We start from the raw sequence: 19,215 nt of genomic DNA on the forward strand, positions 1-19,215 counted from the left end.
TCATCAAATGTCGGTATTGTGCGGTCAAGGAAGTGCAACCCTTCTCGGAGTGATCTCAATAACCACAACTTAGAAGGTGTTGCACTTCCGCTTAGAACCCGGGGGCACGGCCGGTGCATGAGTCTGACGAAACTCGTGCTTGTTGCACCATTTATTGCCGTTAGACGCTTAAGGTGGCGGTGTGTGGCGTGCAGATAAAGTTTCAGATGATTTCTCGGTCGACCCAGATTCGGTTGACGAGAACATCGACGACCCAACAAACGAGCACTCACATCCCCACATTCAGGTAACAGCGCCTCATACGCTGAGTTTTGGTGAGCCGAACATCATGGCTGGAAACGTTGCAGAACCCGTGTGGACGCAGTGGCGTTCGCAATTGTCAGAGCTGGGCGGTCAGTCGCCGCTCCTGCACTTTGTAGACTCGCCTCGCAATCGCGTCGAGCTGTCTACGACTCATCCGGGCGGTTTGGCCCAGTTCATCACCGGCAAGCGCACACTGCTGTCGAGTCTGATCCGTGACGATGTTGCTCTGCGCTCCGCCAAGGTCGCAGCCGGTGCTGTTGCCGCGAAGGGCCTTGAGCTCTCGACAGCCCGGGGAATCGACTCCGTGCATTTGGGCATCGGCATTGCCCGCTGGAATCACGACGACGTTGAGTACTGCGCCCCAGTGCTCTTGCGCCCCCTCGCCATCCGTCGGCACGGTCGTGACTTCGAGCTGAAGCTGCGCGGCGCCGCCTACCTCAACCCAGAGTTCGCTCGCGCACTCGATGAGCAGTTCCACTTGCGTCTCGATGCCGAATCGTTTGTCGCTCTCACGGATGCCGATGGCACCTTCAAGCCGAACCCGGTCATCGATCGCCTGCGCGGTCTCACCTCGCACCTCACGAATTTCGCTGTCAGCCCACGACTCGTCGTGTCATCCTTTGCGGATGTCGCTCCCGGTCTCGCCGACGATGCCGCCGAGCTGCAGCACCCGATCCTCGATGCCCTAGCTGGTAACACCGCAGCAGCGTGGACCATCAAGGAGGGTTACTCTCCGGTTCCCGCTCTCTCGGCAGATGAGCGCTCGCCGCAGACCGACAATCTGCTGCTCGACGCCGATGCTGAGCAAGAAAATGTGATCGCGCAGATCGAAGCCGGCAACTCGCTGGTTGTTCGCACGCTGCCAGGCACCGGTGGAACCCAAACGATCGTCAACGCTGTTGGTGCCCTCGTCGCCCAGAACAAGCGTGTGCTGGTGGTGACCCCGCGTCGTGCTTCGTTGCACTCGATCGCTGATCGCTTTGGCGACATTGGTCTGCCGGGGCTTGCTGTGGCACCGCGCACGCTGCGTCGCGACATCATCCGCTCCATTTCGCGCAGTGAAAAAGCGTCACGACCGCAAATTGAAGACGTGGATGACGCACTGCTGCGCCTGCGCAAGATCATGCTCGACTACCGCGGGTCGATGTCTGTCGCCGACGATGTGCTCGGTGTCTCCGTTCTCGACTGCGTTTCTGAGCTCAGCCGACTTGCGCTGCTGCCCAACCCGCCGTCGACAACAGCGCGACTGTCTCGCGAAGCAGTAGAAAAGCTTGCCGAGGATCGCACCACCGCCACCGGCGTGATTATTGCTGCAGCCAAGCTGGGCGAGTTCAAATACGGCCCCGGGGATTCTCCTTGGTACGGTGCCCAGTTCGCTAACGGCGGTGAAGCTCTCGCGGCTCACGAGATCGCCAAGCGTACCGACGCTCAGCTGTCAGAACTCTTAGGCGTCGCCAACCGTCTAGTGTCGAACACCCGCATGCGACCGTTCCAAAGCATCGAAGAGTTGGGCGTTTACCTGCGCCTGCTCGTCGATCTGCGGGAAACGCTTGACCGCTTCGTGCCAACAGTCTTCGACCGCGCGATCACTGAACTTATTGCGGCTACTTCACCGCGTCGCGACTTCCCCGACATGACGAGTACCAATCGTCGTCGCCTCAAGAAGTTGGCGCTCGAATACGTGCGCCCCGGCGTGCGCGTAAACGACATGCATGCCGCCCTCATCCGCATCCAGAAGCAGCGAGTGCTGTGGCACCGTTTCGTGGCCGAAGGTGCAAGCCCTGCCGTACCCGTGGGCATTGGCGAAGTTCAGCGTTCGTACCAGCAGGTATCAGAAGATCTTGCCGCGCTCGACATTCCGCTGGGCATTGCAGACTCCCACGTCAACCTTTCGAGCCTCCCCATCCCTTTCTTGATCGAAAAGGTTGAGGCGCTCGCCGCAGAATCTGACGTGCTCAACAATCTGCAAGAGCGCACAGCGCTCATGGGCAGCCTGCGTGACCTCAAACTCAACCCGCTGATCGACGATCTAGCCAAGCGCCACGTGCCCGAAGATCAGGTTGCCGCAGAGCTCGAACTTTCTTGGTGGAAATCAGCGCTCGACTCCATGCTCGAAATGGACCGCGCACTCCTCAACGCCAACACCTCCGTCGTGGATCGGCTTGAAGCAGACTTCCGCCTCGTCGACGAAGCCCACGCCTCCGCGAACGCGAAGCAGCTCTCGTGGCAGATCGCCGAAAACTGGAAGATCGGGCTCGTTGATTGGCCCGACGAAGCAAGCGCGCTCAAGCGCGCACTCTCCAAAGAGCGGCTCACTTCGTTTGACGTTCAAACGTCGGCGCCCCATCTTTCTCGCACCATTGCCCCGATCTGGCTCGCCTCGCCCTACGAGATCGACTCCGTCGTTGACACGATGCCGTTCGACACGGTGTTCCTCGTTGACGCCGGCGCGATGACTGTGGCCGAAGCGGCTGGAGCGATCCGCCGCTCGAAGCAGGTTGTTGTTGTTGGCGACCCCGTCATCCAGTCGCCAACACCGTTTGAGATTGCCGTGCGCGATGTGACAGCGGACGCACCGCCGCCTATCGATGATGAGGTGCGCGAGGCTCTCGTTGAAGATTCGGCGTTCGCTCGCCTGAGTGGTCTGCTGCCGACCCTTACGCTGACTCGCAGTTACCGGCCCGGTGGCGAAGAACTCGCAGAGCTGGTGAACCGTCGCTTCTATGGTGGACAGATCGAATCCCTGCCCTGGGCGGGAAGTTTCCTCGGCCACGGCAGCCTCGCTGTCAGCTACGTCGCAGACGGTGTCGGAATGCCTGATCCAGACTCGGGCGCGGTGGAGAGCCCCGATGCCGAAGTTTCCCGCGTCGTTGAACTCGTTCTCGAGCACGCCACTAAGCGCCCGCAAGAGTCGCTCATGGTCATTACGGCAAGCCCGCTGCACTCTGTGCGGGTCATGCAGTCAGTGTTGGATGCTGTCAGCCGCCGTCGCCCCGAACTGCTCGATGTCATCATTGGCGATCGTGCTGAACCGTTCACCGTCACCACGATTGATCAAGCTGTGGCCCAAAGCCGCGACCGGGTCATTTTTTCCATCGGATACGGCCGCACACCGCACGGCCGCGTGCTCTCTGACTTCGGTTCGCTCGGCGAGCCCGGGGGAGAGCGCCTACTCGCTGTCGCCATGACGCGTGCTCGCCGTTCGCTCGAAATCGTGACCTCGTTCCGCTCAGAAGACCTCGACGACGGTCGCATGAAGCACGGTGCTGTTGCCCTGGCCGAGGTGCTCGACGAAGTGGATGCTCGCTACGCCGAAGTTCCCGTGCCCGACGACAGTGACCCGATGCTCGTTGACCTCGCGCGTCGTCTCGAGAAGCGCGGATTGCGCGTAGCTCTCGGCCACCGCGCCAAGCTCGGACTAGTCGCCTCTCGCGGCGGTCGTTGCGGAACCATCGAAACCGACGCCATGGTGCACGAGTCAAGCCTGCGAGAGTCGCTTCGTTTGCGCCCCGAGTTGCTGCGTCGACTCGGCTGGCACTATCTGCGTGTGCACGCCTTCGAACTCTTCAGCGACCCCGATCAGGTGGCCGATAAGGTGGCGCGGATGCTCGGAGCAGACGCTGCGCCCGACACCGAGCCCATTGCGATCATCCCCGCCACACGTCCAGAGCAGTAACTCATGTATGGCACTGAGGGCTCGCGGACGAGCGAGCAGCATGACGAGCCCGAGCCCGAGCCCGGCGTCGAGCAGTCGGGCGATCGCCGGAGCAACGAGCATCCGGAGCCGCAGCCAGCACCGCCATCCACAGCCAAGAAGCGTCGCCGTGCGATGACGCCGCCGCCCGAGGGCTCTGATCCTCATCCCACTGGCGAGCCCGAGCGGCATCCCGCTAACGAGAACGACGAGCGGCTCAAGGGCGACAAACCTCCCCATTGGGGATAGGCGCCGTGGCCGCCAGCCGATACTTCGAGGGCTACGGGGGGAGCTGCTAGCTGTTCTGCTTAGCGAGCAGGTCGCGGATCTGCAGGAGAAGCTCGGTTTCAGTCGGGCCAGCTTCGGGTTCTACGACCTTGGGTTTGCGAGCTTCAGCCAGTTTGTTGGCGTAGTTCATCGGGGCGACAATCGCAAAGTAGACAACTATTGCGATGAGCAAGAACTGAATGAGTGCTGCGATAACAGCACCGAAGTAGATGACTGCATCCTCACCCCCGGTGTTGGGGATGACGACCGGCAGTGCTTTGGCCAAGCTTTCGGCGTTAAAGAGTGCACCAATCAGCGGGTTGAAGACGCTCCCAACGATAGCTGTAACAACTGCAGTGAACGCAGCGCCAATGACAACGGCGACCGCAAGGTCGATGACGTTTCCACGCAAAATGAATGCTTTAAATCCGCTCAACATTGTTGCTCCTTTGTGTGCGGGATATGACAACTATGAGGCTTTTGCGGCCTTTGGTGAAGCAGATGACGAACTAGACGAGCCTGACGTGGAGGAGCCAGACGTCGACGAACTTGAGGAGTTAGAGTCCGACTTTTTCGACTCTGATGACGAACTCGTCGACGAACCAGTCGAGCCCGAACTTGAGTCTGTAGAGCTCTTGGCGGCCCGCGAATCGTTGCGGTAGAAGCCGGAGCCGTTAAAGGTGACGCCGACGGCAGAGAACAGCTTGCGCAGTTTGCCCTGGCAGGTGGGGCACACCGTGAGCGAATCATCGGTGAACGACTGCTGAATATCGAAAGCGTTGTCACATTCGGTGCAGCGGTAGGAATAGGTAGGCACTAGATCCTTAGTTGTGCTCGGTAATGGTCACAATTCCCGAGGGGGTGACTATGCCATTGACAGGTTGGTCATGAATTTCTGTGGGTACAGATTCCACATATTCGTTATCGAAAATCACCGCGTAGACAGGAGGCTTCGTCTCCATGGAGCCGAGGGTTTTGTCGAAGTAACCGCGCCCCCAGCCCATACGCATACCGGTGCGATCCACGGATGCCGCAGGCACAATGATCAGGTCGACGTCGTTGATAGCGATCGGGCCAAGCACCTCGCTGGTGGGCGCTGGCATTCCGATGAGGTCTTTGTCTTCGCCTTCACCGTCATAGGGCGCCCAGTCGAGCAGGCCATCGGCGCGGGAAATGGGAAGGAGCACAGTAATGTCGTGTTCGCACGCCCAGCGAAGGAATCCGCGAGTTTGGGGTTCGTCGGTGGTGGAGAGGTAGGCGGCAACCGAGGTGGATCCCAGCCGTGTAGCGAGTTCTACAAGATTCGCGGTGATGCCGGCTTCAGACTCTTCCCGCTCTTTGGCGGTGCAGATGCGTCGGCGTTCGCGTAATTCGGCCCGGAGTGCACGTTTATCGTGACTGACGTCGTCGGTCATATAACCATTCTACGAGACTGGCCGACTACGCTGTAACTATGGCAACGAAGATTACTAAAGCGGTGATTCCTGCTGCAGGTCTGGGCACCCGATTTTTGCCGGCAACGAAGGCAATGCCGAAAGAGATGTTGCCGGTAGTCGATAAGCCAGCCATCCAATATGTCGTAGAGGAAGCGGTTGCCGCCGGACTCAATGACGTGCTGATGATCACGGGCCGAAACAAGAACGCGCTCGAGAACCATTTCGACCGCATGACCGAGCTTGAGTCGACTCTCCAGCAAAAGGGAGACACCGATCGTCTCCACAAGGTCGAGTTTTCTAACGATCTCGCTGATATGCACTACGTGCGCCAGGGTGACCCTCGCGGTCTCGGCCACGCTGTGCTGCGAGCAAAGATGCACGTCGGCAATGAGCCTTTCGCCGTGTTGCTCGGTGACGACCTCATCGACGAGCGCGATGTACTGCTCTCGCGCATGCTCGAAGAGCAGTACGGCCGCAACGCGACGATCATCGCCCTCATGGAGGTCGATCCGGCCCAAAGTCACATGTATGGAATCGCCACCGTTGAGCCCACCGACGATAACGACGTCGTGCGCATTACCGGTTTGGTTGAGAAGCCAGTCCAGGGCACCGCGCCATCCAATCTCGCCATTATTGGTCGCTACGTTCTGCGCCCCGAAATCTTCGAGATCCTTGAGCGCACCGATCCGGGCAAGGGCGGCGAAATCCAGCTGACGGATGCTCTGCTCGAAATGGCCAAAGACGATGTTGCTGGAGGCGTCTACGGCGTTGTTTTCCGCGGCCGCCGCTATGACACCGGTGATCGCCTCGACTACATCAAGGCAATCGTGCAGCTCGCAGTTGAGCGTGAAGACCTGGGCCCCGATCTGCGTCCCTGGCTCAAGCAGTTCAGCTCAACACTGGACTGATAAGTGGCGTATGGCATTCCGACGCTCAGCGACGAAGAAATCAGCATTCGACCCATTCGGGTGCGAGATGCACGTGCGCTAGAGAAAGAACTCCGTGATAACCGGGGGTGGCTTCGCCAGTGGGAGGCCACGAGCCCGGTTGGGCCCGTCAGCTTTGACGTGAAGTCGAGCATCCGGAGCCTGCTGCAGCAGTCTCGTGCCGGCGCTGGGCTTCCTTTTGTGATTGAGTACGCCGATGAGGTGGCCGGGCAGCTCAACGTGTCGTCGATCACCTACGGTTCGCTTGCGTCGGCGACGATCGGGTATTGGGTTTCTGAGCGCTTCGCAGGCAAAGGGATCACTCCCACCGCGGTGGCGTTAGCCACGGACTACTGCTTCTTTCAGCTCGGTTTGCACCGCATGGAGATCTGTATTCGGCCCGAGAATGCGCCCAGTTTGCGCGTCGTCGAGAAGCTTGGCTTTCGTTATGAAGGGTTGAGGCGTCGCTTCATCCACATCGATGGCGACTGGCGCGACCACTTCTGTTTCGCGCTCGCCGTCGAGGAGGTTCCTCGGGGCGTGTTGCGTCGCTGGCAAGCTGGCGCTGCCCCAGAAGGTGATGCCCACATTTCGACCGTGGATCGCACGCGTGCAGCCAACCCGCTGATCCCTCCTCGCCGCTGACGGAATTCCCTCGCCGCATCCTTTCGCGACATCGGTTCGAGGCCGTTCGGGGTAATTCTCAGGATATTTTGTTCTAGCTGCCGCGTGCCGACAGCATGTCTTGCGCGGATGCTCGTACCGTATAGCCATGGAATTCACCAGCATCGGCGGCGGGGTGATGATCGCGCTCGCAGCAGGGCTATGGCTGGTGTACCTGGTTCCCAATTGGTTGAAGAACCGCGAATACCTTGCTACTGAACGCAATGCTGTTCGACTGCAGCAGACGATTCGTGTTCTCGCCCAGACCTCTGAGCTGCCTGAAGAAGTGCGTGCCGAGGCTGTTGCCCGTCGTGCCGCCGAGCTGGCTAAAGCTCGTGCACTGCAAGGGCCTGTTGCCGTGGGGCGCGCTGTAACGCCGCCCACTCGCGAGCAGGTGCTCGCACTCTCGGTTCGACGACTTCGCCGCACCCGCGCACTCACCGCGCTCGTGCTCCTTGCCAGCGTCGTTGTTGCTGGGGTGCAGCTCTCGCTGATTGTCACTGCTGGCGCTGCCATCGCTTCGGGCTCCTGGTTGGTGCTCACTACTGCAACCATTGCCGGGATCAGCGCCAGCGCCATGCTTTCCCGTCTCGCAGAACGCGCGCGTGCCCGACGGGCTGAAAGCGCCCCAAGCGGGCGCACAGCCGCGCCACGTCGTCGCATTGTGCTCTCCTCTGAAGCTCCCGTAGAAGATGTCACTTCGAAGGTCAGCTGGACCCCGGTGCCAGTGCCGAAGCCCATGTATCTGACGCGCAGCAACACGCCAGCAGCAGCAGTTGCGGCCGCACGTCACGCGGCCGACATCGACACCGAGCTTCGTGCCGCGGCGGAATCCGCCGAACAGGTACTGCGCGCCAACTCCGTCGCAATGGCCGCAGCGACGCGTGAAGCCGAGCTAGCGCGTGAAGCCACGCGGGCACCGGCGAAGCCTGTTGCGGTTCCTGCTGCGGCCGCCCCTAACCGTTTTGCGGGCATGGGCATTGTCGACATCGACGGCAGTGCGCCCGATCTGGATGCCGCACTCGCGCGTCGTCGTCGCGCCAGCTAACTGACACCTCAACTCCGCCTCGCGCACAGAGATAGGCGTGCCGCACGGTGGTGAGTCCGCACGGCACGCCCCTTCCTTGTTCTAGTGTTCGGTTGCTGCTTCAGCTCCGTGACCGGTGAGCGAACGCACCTCCATCTCGGCGGCGAGCGCCGGGTCTTCTTTGCGTTGTGAGGTGACTGTTCCCAACCAGCCGAGAGCGAATCCGAGCGGAATCGAGACGATGCCGGGGTTCTGGAGGGGGAAGATCGCGAAGTTCACATCCGCTCCCAACATCGATGTCGGCGTACCACTCATCACGGGGGAGAAGACGATCAGCAGAACCGCTGCCGCGAGGCCTCCGACCATGCTCCACACTGCACCACGAGTGTTGAAGCGCTTCCAGTACAGCGAGTACAGGATCGTCGGAAGGTTCGCGCTCGCCGCGACGGCGAACGCAAGAGCGACGAGGAAGGCGATGTTCTGACCTTGAACACCGATGCCTCCGGCTACCGCGAGCACACCAATCACGACGACGGTGCGTCGAGCGATCTTGACCTCGGCATCGGGGTCTCCCTTGCCCTTCTTGATCACGTTCGAGTAGATGTCGTGAGCGAAGGATGCCGCCGCCGTGATCGTCAGGCCGGCCACCACCGCGAGGATCGTCGCGAATGCGATCGCCGAGACGAAGCCCAGCAGCAGCGGCCCGCCAAGTTCGAGCGCAAGCAGCGGCGCCGCGGAGTTCACGCCACCCGGGGCATTCTGGATCGTTTCGGAACCCACGAGGGCTGCTGCACCGTAGCCGAGCACGAGTGTGAGCAGGTAGAAGCCACCGATGAGCCAGATCGCCCACACCACAGACCGTCGTGCTTCTTTCGCTGTCGGCACCGTGTAGAAGCGCATGAGCACGTGAGGCAAACCAGCGGTACCGAGCACGAGCGCAATCGACAGCGAGATGAAGTCGAGCGGATTTGAACCGTACTTGAGCCCCGGCGCAAGGATCGCGTCGGCGGGCGTCGCCACGGAGTTATCGACCGCGCTCTGCATTACCCGCGAAAGATCGAATCCATTGAGAATGAGCACCCAGATCGTCATGGCGATCGCGGCGCCCACGAGCAGGAACGCTTTCACAATCTGTACCCAGGTCGTGCCCTTCATTCCACCGATCAGCACGTACAGGATCATGAGACCGCCGACGATGGCAACCACAATTGATTGACCGATCTTGTCGTCAATGCCGAGAAGCAGAGAGACTAAGCCTCCCGCTCCGGCCATCTGCGCAAGCAGATAGAAGAAGCACACCGCGAGCGTTGTTGCCGCGGCTGCCATCCGGACCGGACGTTGCTGCAGACGGAAGGACAGAACATCCGCCATCGTGAATTTGCCGGTGTTGCGCATCAACTCTGCGACCAGCAGCAGGGCGACAAGCCACGCGACGAGGAAGCCGATTGAGTATAAGAATCCGTCGTACCCGTTGATCGCGATTGCCCCGACGATACCGAGGAAAGATGCCGCCGACAGGTAGTCACCGGTGATCGCGAACCCGTTTTGCGGGCCCGTGAACGAGCGACCGCCAGCGTAGTAGTCCGCAGCGGAGGCGTTGTTTCGACTGGCACGGATCACAATGAACAGGGTGATCCCCACAAAGGCGATGAAGATCGAAATGTTGAGAACCGGATTGCTCTGAGACTCAGCGTCGACGGCAGCAGCGAGCAGGCCTAGGTTGTGGGCGATCATGCTGTGGATTCCTTCGACTCAAGATCTGCTCTGATCTGGGCGGCGAGAGGATCCAGCCGACGGTTAGCGAATGACACGTAGGTCATAGTGATCACGAACGTGCTGACGAACTGCCCAAAGCCGAGCAGCAGTCCGACGTTGATGACGCCGAAGACTGGAGTGGCCATGAAGTCATGCGCGTAGGCAGCCAGAATCACGTACGAGAAATACCAGACGAGAAAGAAGACCGTGAGGGGAAACACAAACGAGCGGTGTCGCCGCTTGAGTTCCACGAACGCAGGGTCTTTCTCCTCCTCCTGGTAGTCGAGCACCGCTCTCACGCCGTGCGCGTGTGCGGGCTCAGTGGGTGGGGGAGTTACATCCCTGGTAGGGGATTTTTCATCAGACATCCGGGGCCTCCTTGCCTCAAACAGTTGATAGATGGGGTGGATTGGTTGACAACTAGCGCTCGCGAGTGCGCTTCGCGGCGGCGAACAGTGGATCAAGCACCGTGATGTCTTCGATCGTCGGAGGGATCCGGACTTCGTCACCGTCGAAGATCTGTCGAATCGTTTTGCGGAGAATCTTTCCGGAGCGTGTCTTCGGCAGCCTCTCCACAACCATGACGTCGCGGAATGCGGCTACTGGCCCGATGAGTTCGCGCACGAGTGCCACAAGTTCTATGGCGAGGCCACTTTCCGTTCGGCTGCGACCATGTTTCACCGTGACGAACCCGGCCGCACGTTGCCCTTTCAGCTCATCGTGGAGGCCGAGAACGGCGCACTCCGCGACATCCGGATGCCGAGAGAGCACCTCCTCAAGTGAACCGGTTGAGAGCCTGTGGCCCGCCACATTGATGACGTCATCGGTGCGTCCCATGACGAAGAGGTAGCCGTCATCATCAAAATGCCCGGCATCACCGGTGGCGTAGTAACCAGGGAACTCTTCGAGGTACGAGCTTGCGAATCGCTCGGGGCTGCCCCACAGTCCGATAAGAGCGCCGGGGGGCAACGGAAGTTGAATCGCGATGTTTCCCTCAGCGCCTGGCTCTGTGAGGTTATTGCCATCCCGGTCGAGAATGCGGGGGATGAAGCCCGGCATCGGCACACCGGTCGAACCCGCCTTGGAAGGGAGCTGCTGTACTCCACGAGGGTTCGCGCAGATGGGCCATCCGGTCTCTGTCTGCCACCAGTGATCGATGATGGGAACACGGATGCCGTCGTTGGCCCAGCGCCACGTCTCAGTGTCGAGACGTTCGCCCGCGAGGTACACGGCTTGCAAACTGGACGTGTCGTACTTGTCGAGTTCATCGAGCGTCGGATCCTCTCTACGGATAGCGCGCAGCGCTGTCGGGGCCGTGTAGAGCACGTCGACCTTGTAATCCTGGATGAGCCGCCAGAACGTCCCCGCATCGGGGGTGCCGATGGGCTTGCCTTCGTACAAAACGGTCGCCGCGCCGGCAATCAGCGGACCATAGACAATGAAGGAATGGCCAACAACCCAACCAACATCCGATGCAGTAAAGATCGTGTGTTGGTTTTCTACTCCGTAGATGTGGCTCATGGCCCACTGCAGGGCCACTGCGTAGCCTCCGGTATCGCGGACCACGCCTTTGGGGCTGCCGGTGGTGCCCGAGGTGTACAAGATGTAGAGCGGATCTTGGGCGCGCACCTCAACAGCATCGGCGGGCAGCGCGGCCGCCTCGAGCTCATCCCAATCGAGCCACGCCACATCGACAGATCCTCTGCTGGTGGCGCCGTTGGCGTACTCGGCGATATCGCCGTCGAGTTGAGGGCGGTCTTGGACGACAACGTGTCGAACGCTACCGGTGCTCAGAGCGATCGCTTGATTCACGATCGGGAGGTACTCCACTGCACGGGATGGCTCGAGACCGCCGGTCGCGGTGACAATAACGGATGGCATGGCGTCGTTAATCCGCACCGCTAGTTCGCTTGCTGCAAAGCCGCCGAATACGACGGAGTGGATGGCGCCGATTCGAGCGCAGGCCAGCATCGCCACGACCGCTTCTGGGATCATCGGCAGGTAGATCAGAACGCGATCGCCTACTCCAACACCGAGTTCGCGAAGGACTCCGGCAAATCTGCGGACGCGTTCGAGGAGCTGTGCGTAGCTCAAGACCCCCTGTTCTCCTGTCATCGCTGAGTCGGAGATGAGCGCTGGTCGGTCTCCTCGGCCGGCGGCCACATGGCGGTCGAGAGCATTGACGCTCATGTTGAGCGTTCCGTCTGAAAACCAGGAACCCTGATCGGTTCCTAGTTCGGTCGCCTGCACTGGAGTGGCACGCTTCGGTGCGGTAAACCAGTCAATGTGCTCTGCTTGGTGCAGCCAGAAGTTATCGGGAGCGTAAGTCGCGTGGGCCTGAATTTCAGCGAAGGAGCCGCTCTGCTGGGGCGTGCGACTGGCAGTCTCCCGTGCGGAAACTCGCTCTACTGAGGGGGCATCTGACATCAATTTCTCCCTTGAAATCTTGGATGTGGAATTTCTGCTGGGGTAGAAATTCCCGTGCTAACCTCAGATTACGGAGGGGGTGCAGCACGTAATACCCCCGAAAGTTGGGAATCCGCAATGACGCAGATATCTGAACCGAGTGACTTCGATTTGATCCAGCAAGCCACTCGTGAAATCGCCGCGGGCACCGGTTTTAGCCTGTCGTTCGGTGGTCTGATCTCGGGAACCGAACTCACTGTTGACGCTTTTAGTGGGGCTCGAACGGGTAGGCTCGACGGCTTGCGGGTGCGAAAAGAGCGTGGGCTTGGCGGGCTCGCCATGGCTCAACGATCCCCACGGTTCACACGAGACTATGAGCACTCTCCGCAGATCACTCATGACTACGACGGCCCCGTTCTTGGCGAAGGCGTTGTCTCACTTCTTGCGATTCCCATCGTCGCTTCAGGCAGGTTGCGGGGGCTGATCTATGCGGGGTCTCACACGCTTGTCATGCCCGACGGGGTTGCTTCTGGGCCCGTCGTCGCCATCGCTAGCGCTTTGGGCAATGAGCTCGCAATTCGGGACGAGGTGACCCGCCGAATGGTCGCGTTGCGGTCGCGCAAGAGTGGGGGCATGTCGCCGGCTGCTGAAGAGCATGTTCGTGAACAGTTTGCACAACTTCGCCAACTTGCTGCCGATGTCTCGGATCGCGACGCCAGGCAGAAACTTCGAGACATCGGGCGTGATCTTGCCAACGTTTTCCGTGTTCAGGATGCGGATCCCCCGACTCACCAGGCGACCGTGCGCCTCTCTCCGCGAGAGACCGATGTGCTCTCGTGTGTCGCGCTCGGCTACAGCAATGCACGCACCGCAGCGCTGCTTTCGCTGACAGAGCAAACAGTCAAGGGGTATCTCAGCAGTGCCATGAAAAAGCTCGATGCGTCGTCACGTTTCGCTGCCGTAGCGACCGCACGAAAACTGGGTCTCCTTCCCTAGTGGAAGAGAGAGCGCTGTGTGCAAGGGCGACACGTTCTGCACCCCGAATGCTGAGTGATATCGTTACTTCAGCAGTACGGGCCCTTGGCGCAGTTGGTAGCGCGCCTCGTTCGCATCGAGGAGGTCAGGAGTTCAAATCTCCTAGGGTCCACCATTGTGATGATTCGCGACATCGTTCATATGTACGTCGCGACATCGTTCGGAAAGAACAATCCGGCCCTAGGTTGGATAGTGCAGGCCTAGGCCCGCTCATTCTGAAAACGGCGACGAGCACGTGTGGAGAGTTGGGCGGGATCCGTCGCAGAGTGTAGAGCTCAGAGCAACCGCGCGAGCATCGCTGCTGCTCGAGCCGCGCCGTCGGTCTCGACGTCGCGGTAGTTGATTTCGCGATCGATCTCCTCGGCCATGGCAGCGGCGAGGGCCTCGGGATGTAGGTCGTCGTACTCCATAAACCGGCCAGCGCGATAGCGGTCGAGGCGTGCCCGCACGTGGAATCGCTGCTCGAAGTGCTGCTGCAGGGGCACGTAGATGAACGGTACCTTCGCGGCCGTGAGCTCCATAGTCGTGGTGAGGCCGCCTTGCACGATCGCCAGATCGCATGCGGTGAGGTGGTGATGGAGGTTGGGCACGTAGGCGCGGTACTCGACTCCCGGAGCCTGTGGAAGGCTCGCCGGATCGATGCGGGGCCCGGTGACGACAATCATTCGTAATCCGGGAATCGCGCGGCGTGCAGCCGGGGCAGCCGCGATGATACGCCGCAGCAGCGGGGCTCCCACTCCGGAGCCACCGACGGCGGCAATGCAGACTCGCTCGTCTTCGCGGTAGCCGAGTCGGGCGCGCAGCTCGGCCTTCTCGCCGAGTGCTGCCGGGTCGAAGCCGCTGATGTAGCCGGAGAAGTCGAAGTGCTCCTCGGTCCAGTCGCGTATCCCCGGGAGCCCTGGGCCGAAGGTATCGGTCACGATGTCGTCGGCAGCCCCGACGAAGATGGCTGCATCGCGCATGCGGTGGTAGCGGTCGACGTGCTCGATCATCTCGAGGTTGTAGTCGGCGGTGACCCGCGCCTCGCGCGCGCCCCGCGACGGCATCGGCAGGAACCCGACGAAGTCGGTCATCCAGGCGAGCGCTCCGCGCTTGAGATTCGGGTTCTCAAACAGGTAGTGGTCGACGTCCCAGGCCTCGTCGGCGATGATGAGGTCGTACTCGCCAGCGGCGGTCACTTCGTCGAACACCATGAAGTTGTGGATGAGGATCTCGTCCATGTTTCGCAGCGCTTGGAATACGGCGAGATCGTGATCGCGGCTCTCATGTTCGATGTGAGAGGACTCATTGGCAAGAGCGGCGGATGCGGGGTGCAGAATCTCGCCCGCGACATCGAGCACACGCGTTACAGGGTCTTGCGCTAGCCACTCGATCTGAGCATTCGGATGCAGCGCCCGAAGCTCCTGCGCGATGGCGAGGTCGCGCCGGGCATGACCGAGCCCGATGGGCGACGACAGGTAGAGCACCCTTTTCTCGCGCCCTGGTGCGACCCACCAGGTCTGTTCGAGACTGTTGGTGCCGAGGGCCCGGTTGGCGAAGTCGCGGATCGCGTGGTTCACGCGCACGGGGTACCGCACTTGTGGCGCGTGACCAGCGCACTCAATAGCAAGTAGTTCGGCACCGGGGATCATCTGCTGAATCACTTGGGACGACTCGAACGACGTGATGTGGTCGTCTGTGCCGTGGATGAACAGCGCGGGCACGTCGAGGGATTCGACGCGGGTGCGCAGGTCATCGATGTCCTGCTCGTACTCGTCGTTGATCGTCCAACACAGCACGTCCGGCTGCTGGTCGAGTCCCCACTCGACGAGGTCGTCGATCGCCTTCGTAGAGTGCGGGTCGGATGCCACCTCGGCCATGAAGAATTCGATGAAGTCTTGCCAGTCGCGTAGCCAATACTCCGGGTCGAACTTCGCCCACCCCTTGGGGCTCGGGTTCGACTCTGGGTCGAACGCGACAGCTGGTGTGCGGCCCGGTATCGGGACGCGCCACGGGTGGCTGCCTCCGATCGAGATGATGCCGAGTACACGGTCGGGGTGTAGCGCGGCGAGGTTGACGGCGGTCTCGCCACCCATCGAGAATCCGACAACGACTGCGGCATTCGTGTCGGTCGCATCAAGGACGGCGATCGTGTCGGCCACCCGGTTGCCGAAGCTGTAGCGAGCGGCATCGAGTGGGCGTGATGAGTGCCCCGTGCCGACGGCGTCGTAGCTAATCACACGGAAGTGTCTTGCGAGGTAGGGGAGCTGCATTTTCCATGCGCGTTGGTGCACGATCTCCCAGGTCGGGAGCAGAAGGATGGTGGGCCCGGCTTCGCCGTACACGTCATAGCTAATGGTCGCGCCGCCGCGCTCGACCGAACCTTCGGTCGTGGGCTGCGCGGCTTTCATGAGCCGGATCCTTGGAGCATGCTCCGCTCGCCAGCCTCGATCAGGGTGCCGATCGCTCGAAGCGAATCCCGCAACGGTAGGTCTTTCTCGTGCCCCGCGAGGATTAGCAGTTCGGCACCAATGAATGCTGCAGAGGTGAGGGCCACAACGTGGTCGATGGTCAACGGTGCGAAGGAGAAACCCCGCGCGGCATGACGTTCGGCCGCCTCGGTGAGCACGAGCGTCCACCCGCGGATAATGGAGTGCACGCGCTCGCCGACAAGCGTGCTCGATAATCCGGCCGCGAGCATCTCGTGCAGGATTCGTACATAGCCAGAGTTGAGGTCGTCGTCGAGGTAGTCGCACGCGGCTGCCCACTGCTGTGAGAGCGGCTCGTTCCCGGCATACATTTCGCTCTGCCGCTCAAGCAGCCGGGCATTCTCGGCATCGAGCATGCGCAGTACGAGTTGTTCCTTTGACCCGAAGTGATAGTGGATCTGCGATAGCGGAACTCCCGCGAGCTGAGCGACGTTTCGAGTGGAGAGCGACGCATACCCGTGCTCGAGCACGAGTGCACGTGTCGCATCGAGAATGGTGATCACGGTGGTGTTCGTCGGCACAACTTCGCCTCGCTCAGTGTAGTTCGGTCGACCGACCGATAACATCAATAAAGATACTATCGCCCTGTGCGGAGGTCAAGAGTGCCGGCGAGATCTATTTCAGTGGCCTCCGCCGGGTCCAGCCATCGAAGTTGCGTACCATCCTGCGTCAGCAAGTAAAGCGACTAAGAACTGCGGCAGATTGAGCAGCACGTTCTCGGTTGATTCGCCATCGCCGCGCAGGCCTAGTCGGCGATGTTCAGGAGCAGATGACCTGATGACACCGTTAAGCCGACGGCCGCGCTCATCGATGCAATAACGCCGTCTTTGTGAGCCACGAGCGGCTGTTCCATCTTCATAGCCTCGAGCACGAGGATGAGATCTCCCTTGACGACCTTGTCGCCCTCGGCAACAGCAACCTTCACGATTGTGGCTTGCATCGGTGCCTTTACCGAGTCGCCGGTGATGGTATTCACTGCAGAGGCGGTGCGGCGTTTGGGCGCAGCAGAAAGAGTAGCTCCCGTTGAGGTGCTCGGAACGAGCTTCGAGGGTAGGTTCACCTGAACGCGCTTGCCCGCAACTTCTACAACAACGTTGTGGCGTGCAGCGGCAACAGTGGGCTCACCGAGTGATCCGGTCCACGGTTCGATGTCGTTGTCGAAATCGGTCTCGATCCAGCGGGTGTAAATCGTGAAGGGGCTGCTCGTGAAGGCAGGATCGCGAACGATCTTGCGGTGGAACGGGAGCACCGTCGGAAGACCAGCAACCTCGAACTCGTCAAGGGCGCGACGCGAACGTTCGAGGGCATCCTCACGGCTCGAACCGGTGACGATGAGCTTGGCAAGCAGCGAATCGAATGCGCCGCTGATTTCGTCACCAGTCGTGACACCGCTGTCGACACGGATGCCGGGACCGCCCGGCATGCGCAGAACGTGCACTGGGCCGGGGGATGGCATGAAGTTGAGTCCGGCATCCTCACCATTGATGCGGAATTCGAACGAGTGACCGCGTGGGATGGGATCGTCGTAGTCGAGCACCCCACCCTCGGCGATGCGGAACTGCTCGCGAACCAGGTCGATACCGGTGACTTCTTCAGACACCGGGTGCTCGACCTGCAAGCGAGTGTTGACCTCGAGGAAGGAAATGGTGCCGTCCTTGGCAACCAAGAATTCACACGTTCCGGCACCGAGGTAGCCCACCTCGCGCAGAATGGCCTTAGACGACTCATAGAGCGCCTTGTTCTGCTCATCAGTAAGGAAGGGCGCCGGAGCCTCCTCAACTAGCTTCTGGTGGCGACGCTGCAACGAGCAGTCACGGGTGGAGATCACAACAACATTGCCGTGAGCATCCGCAAGACACTGTGTTTCGACATGGCGTGGCTGGTCGAGGTACTTCTCAACGAAGCACTCGCCACGACCGAAAGCTGCAACGGCTTCACGAGTCGCAGAATCGAACAGTTCAGGAATCTCTTCGCGAGTGCGTGCAACCTTAAGGCCGCGGCCACCGCCGCCAAATGCTGCCTTGATAGCAACGGGAAGACCATGGATGTCAACAAAGTCGAGAACCTCGGCGGCACCAGAAACAGGATTCAGGGTTCCGGGGGCCAGCGGTGCGCCAACCTTCTCGGCGATATGGCGGGCAGAAACCTTGTCGCCCAGCTTCTCGATTGCGTCAGGTGATGGGCCAATCCAGATGATGCCAGCATCAATGACAGCGCGCGCAAATTCTGCGTTCTCGGCCAGGAAGCCATAACCGGGGTGGATCGCGTCAGCACCGGAACGGCGAGCAATCGACAAAATTTTGTCGATTACGAGATACGTTTCGGCGCTCGTAGCGCCATCGAGTGCATAAGCCTCATCCGCGAGCTTGACGTGACGAGCATCCCGATCCTGATCGGCGTATACCGCCACAGAACCGATGCCGCTGTCTTTAGCTGCGCGGATAACGCGAACCGCGATCTCCCCGCGGTTGGCGATGAGTACCTTCGTAATTCGAGCCATAGTTACCTAGCTTAAGGGGGTTACGGCCGAAGCCTTGAGGGATTGCACACAAAAATAAGGGGCAAGCACTGTGGATGCCTACAGGCCCGGGCGCTCCATGTTCCACAGGTCGGTCCATTGCGCATCAAACTCGCGCATAAGTTGGCGTAGCAGCGAGACAGAAAGCCCGACAACGGCGTGAGGGTCACCCTCAATGCTCGTGATGAATGCTGCACCCAAGCTGTCGATAGTGAATGCGCCGGCGACCTTCAGCGGCTCACCCGTTGCAACGTAGGCATCGATCTCGGCATCCGTGATGTTGGAAGCGAACGTCACGCTCGCACTCGACACCGCTCCTGTAGCGCCGCGAACCTGGCCGCCGCGGTGATCAATGAGCCAATGCCCAGAGTGCAAGACACCAGTGCGACCCCGTTGGGCAAGCCATCGCTGCTTAGCGATGGCAGGTTCGTGGGGCTTTCCGAACAATTCGCCATCTAATTCGAACGCAGAATCTCCGCCGAGAATGAACCCGTCTATCGGCTCGCCCTTGACGCGTGAATCGGTGACTGCCTCAGCCTTGGCACGTGCCAACAACTCAACAAGTGCGGGGCCATCGAGGGGGCCAGGCGCTGCAGCAGCGACAGCCTCTTCATCTACGCCGGAGGCCAAAAGAACCGGGTCGACACCGGCGGCTCGCAAGGTTGCGAGCCGTGCGGGAGAGGTTGACGCAAGATAAAGACGCACAAGGCTCCTATG

16 protein-coding genes, 1 tRNA gene and 1 pseudogene are annotated in these 19,215 nt (G+C 60.7%); 8 read left to right on the forward strand and 10 right to left on the reverse strand.

Annotated features, from left to right (window positions below):
- The first annotated feature begins 181 nt into the window (after positions 1 to 181).
- A complete protein-coding gene (locus ABD112_RS12870) occupies positions 182 to 3,979 on the forward strand; it encodes a DEAD/DEAH box helicase (protein WP_343926464.1) in 3,798 nt (1,265 codons plus the stop codon).
- Between the two features lie 3 nt (positions 3,980 to 3,982).
- Positions 3,983 to 4,246, forward strand: coding sequence for a hypothetical protein (locus ABD112_RS12875; RefSeq protein WP_343926466.1), 264 nt, complete (start codon positions 3,983 to 3,985; stop codon positions 4,244 to 4,246).
- Positions 4,247 to 4,292: 46 nt separating this feature from the next.
- Here the strand turns inward: ABD112_RS12875 and mscL are convergent, their stop codons facing one another.
- Positions 4,293 to 4,703 (reverse strand): large conductance mechanosensitive channel protein MscL, encoded by a 411-nt coding sequence (gene mscL / locus ABD112_RS12880; RefSeq protein ID WP_343926467.1) that lies wholly within the window; start codon positions 4,701 to 4,703, stop codon positions 4,293 to 4,295.
- Between mscL and ABD112_RS12885 the strand changes: the two genes are divergently transcribed.
- Positions 4,678 to 4,926, forward strand: coding sequence for a hypothetical protein (locus ABD112_RS12885; protein ID WP_343926514.1), 249 nt, complete (start codon positions 4,678 to 4,680; stop codon positions 4,924 to 4,926). The two genes, mscL and ABD112_RS12885, sit on opposite strands and share 26 nt — an antisense overlap.
- A 14-nt stretch (positions 4,927 to 4,940) precedes the next feature.
- Here ABD112_RS12885 and ABD112_RS12890 read toward each other — a convergent pair.
- Both ABD112_RS12890 and ABD112_RS12895 read right to left on the reverse strand, forming a co-directional pair.
- A pseudogene (locus ABD112_RS12890) lies at positions 4,941 to 5,081 on the reverse strand (FmdB family zinc ribbon protein); the annotation flags it as partial.
- Positions 5,082 to 5,088: 7 nt separating this feature from the next.
- Entirely contained in the window at positions 5,089 to 5,679 is a 591-nt protein-coding gene (locus ABD112_RS12895; RefSeq protein ID WP_343926468.1) for a 5-formyltetrahydrofolate cyclo-ligase, read from the reverse strand.
- A gap of 38 nt (positions 5,680 to 5,717) precedes the next feature.
- Here ABD112_RS12895 and galU point away from each other — a divergent pair, with 38 nt between their 5' ends.
- From galU to ABD112_RS12910, 3 genes are all read left to right on the forward strand, one after another.
- Positions 5,718 to 6,608, forward strand: a complete 891-nt coding sequence (gene galU / locus ABD112_RS12900) for a UTP--glucose-1-phosphate uridylyltransferase GalU (RefSeq protein ID WP_343926469.1) — start codon at positions 5,718 to 5,720, stop codon at positions 6,606 to 6,608.
- A gap of 3 nt (positions 6,609 to 6,611) precedes the next feature.
- Positions 6,612 to 7,271: a GNAT family N-acetyltransferase gene (locus ABD112_RS12905; protein WP_343926471.1), complete on the forward strand. Its 660-nt coding sequence runs from the start codon at positions 6,612 to 6,614 to the stop codon at positions 7,269 to 7,271.
- A gap of 127 nt (positions 7,272 to 7,398) precedes the next feature.
- On the forward strand, positions 7,399 to 8,337 hold the full coding sequence (locus tag ABD112_RS12910) for a hypothetical protein (protein ID WP_343926473.1): 939 nt from the start codon (positions 7,399 to 7,401) through the stop codon (positions 8,335 to 8,337).
- Positions 8,338 to 8,418: 81 nt separating this feature from the next.
- Here the strand turns inward: ABD112_RS12910 and ABD112_RS12915 are convergent, their stop codons facing one another.
- From ABD112_RS12915 to ABD112_RS12925, 3 genes are read right to left on the reverse strand one after another with little or no spacing between them, the layout of a single operon-like run.
- Positions 8,419 to 10,050 carry a solute symporter family protein gene (locus tag ABD112_RS12915; RefSeq protein WP_343926475.1) on the reverse strand — a complete coding sequence of 544 codons (1,632 nt, stop codon included), beginning with the start codon at positions 10,048 to 10,050 and terminating at the stop codon, positions 8,419 to 8,421.
- Complete coding sequence (locus ABD112_RS12920; RefSeq protein WP_343926477.1) at positions 10,047 to 10,439, reverse strand: DUF485 domain-containing protein; 393 nt, start codon at positions 10,437 to 10,439, stop codon at positions 10,047 to 10,049. The genes ABD112_RS12915 and ABD112_RS12920 overlap by 4 nt, the downstream gene beginning before the upstream one ends.
- 52 nt (positions 10,440 to 10,491) lie before the next feature.
- Positions 10,492 to 12,498 carry an AMP-binding protein gene (locus ABD112_RS12925; protein WP_343926479.1) on the reverse strand — a complete coding sequence of 669 codons (2,007 nt, stop codon included), beginning with the start codon at positions 12,496 to 12,498 and terminating at the stop codon, positions 10,492 to 10,494.
- Between the two features lie 117 nt (positions 12,499 to 12,615).
- On the opposite strand from ABD112_RS12925, the gene ABD112_RS12930 reads away from it, so the two are divergent.
- Both ABD112_RS12930 and ABD112_RS12935 read left to right on the forward strand, forming a co-directional pair.
- Positions 12,616 to 13,473: a LuxR C-terminal-related transcriptional regulator gene (locus ABD112_RS12930; RefSeq protein WP_343926481.1), complete on the forward strand. Its 858-nt coding sequence runs from the start codon at positions 12,616 to 12,618 to the stop codon at positions 13,471 to 13,473.
- A gap of 78 nt (positions 13,474 to 13,551) precedes the next feature.
- Positions 13,552 to 13,627, forward strand: a tRNA-Ala gene (locus ABD112_RS12935).
- A 160-nt stretch (positions 13,628 to 13,787) separates the two neighbouring features.
- Here the strand turns inward: ABD112_RS12935 and ABD112_RS12940 are convergent.
- The 4 genes from ABD112_RS12940 to ABD112_RS12955 form a co-directional block, all read right to left on the reverse strand.
- Positions 13,788 to 15,902 (reverse strand): alpha/beta hydrolase, encoded by a 2,115-nt coding sequence (locus tag ABD112_RS12940; RefSeq protein WP_343926483.1) that lies wholly within the window; start codon positions 15,900 to 15,902, stop codon positions 13,788 to 13,790.
- Complete coding sequence (locus ABD112_RS12945) at positions 15,899 to 16,501, reverse strand: TetR/AcrR family transcriptional regulator (RefSeq protein WP_343926485.1); 603 nt, start codon at positions 16,499 to 16,501, stop codon at positions 15,899 to 15,901. Before ABD112_RS12945 ends, ABD112_RS12940 begins: the two co-directional genes overlap by 4 nt.
- 224 nt (positions 16,502 to 16,725) lie before the next feature.
- Positions 16,726 to 18,480: an acetyl/propionyl/methylcrotonyl-CoA carboxylase subunit alpha gene (locus tag ABD112_RS12950; RefSeq protein WP_343926487.1), complete on the reverse strand. Its 1,755-nt coding sequence runs from the start codon at positions 18,478 to 18,480 to the stop codon at positions 16,726 to 16,728.
- Positions 18,481 to 18,558: 78 nt separating this feature from the next.
- Positions 18,559 to 19,203, reverse strand: coding sequence for a Maf family protein (locus ABD112_RS12955; RefSeq protein WP_343926489.1), 645 nt, complete (start codon positions 19,201 to 19,203; stop codon positions 18,559 to 18,561).
- Positions 19,204 to 19,215 lie beyond the last annotated feature (12 nt).

This window comes from Rhodoglobus aureus, from assembly GCF_039527955.1.
GTDB classification, from domain to species: Bacteria; Actinomycetota; Actinomycetes; order Actinomycetales; family Microbacteriaceae; genus Rhodoglobus; species Rhodoglobus aureus.

Excerpts from the sequence above, each read along its gene's own strand:
- ABD112_RS12875 (WP_343926466.1), top strand. The coding sequence starts at position 3,983 with ATGTATGGCACTGAGGGCTCGCGGACGAGCGAGCAGCATGACGAGCCC.
- ABD112_RS12885 (WP_343926514.1), top strand. The coding sequence starts at position 4,678 with ATGAATGCTTTAAATCCGCTCAACATTGTTGCTCCTTTGTGTGCGGGA.
- mscL (WP_343926467.1), bottom strand. The coding sequence starts at position 4,703 with ATGTTGAGCGGATTTAAAGCATTCATTTTGCGTGGAAACGTCATCGAC.
- ABD112_RS12895 (WP_343926468.1), bottom strand. The coding sequence starts at position 5,679 with ATGACCGACGACGTCAGTCACGATAAACGTGCACTCCGGGCCGAATTA.
- galU (WP_343926469.1), top strand. The coding sequence starts at position 5,718 with ATGGCAACGAAGATTACTAAAGCGGTGATTCCTGCTGCAGGTCTGGGC.
- ABD112_RS12910 (WP_343926473.1), top strand. The coding sequence starts at position 7,399 with ATGGAATTCACCAGCATCGGCGGCGGGGTGATGATCGCGCTCGCAGCA.
- ABD112_RS12915 (WP_343926475.1), bottom strand. The coding sequence starts at position 10,050 with ATGATCGCCCACAACCTAGGCCTGCTCGCTGCTGCCGTCGACGCTGAG.
- ABD112_RS12920 (WP_343926477.1), bottom strand. The coding sequence starts at position 10,439 with ATGTCTGATGAAAAATCCCCTACCAGGGATGTAACTCCCCCACCCACT.
- ABD112_RS12925 (WP_343926479.1), bottom strand. The coding sequence starts at position 12,498 with ATGTCAGATGCCCCCTCAGTAGAGCGAGTTTCCGCACGGGAGACTGCC.
- ABD112_RS12930 (WP_343926481.1), top strand. The coding sequence starts at position 12,616 with ATGACGCAGATATCTGAACCGAGTGACTTCGATTTGATCCAGCAAGCC.
- ABD112_RS12940 (WP_343926483.1), bottom strand. The coding sequence starts at position 15,902 with ATGAAAGCCGCGCAGCCCACGACCGAAGGTTCGGTCGAGCGCGGCGGC.
- ABD112_RS12950 (WP_343926487.1), bottom strand. The coding sequence starts at position 18,480 with ATGGCTCGAATTACGAAGGTACTCATCGCCAACCGCGGGGAGATCGCG.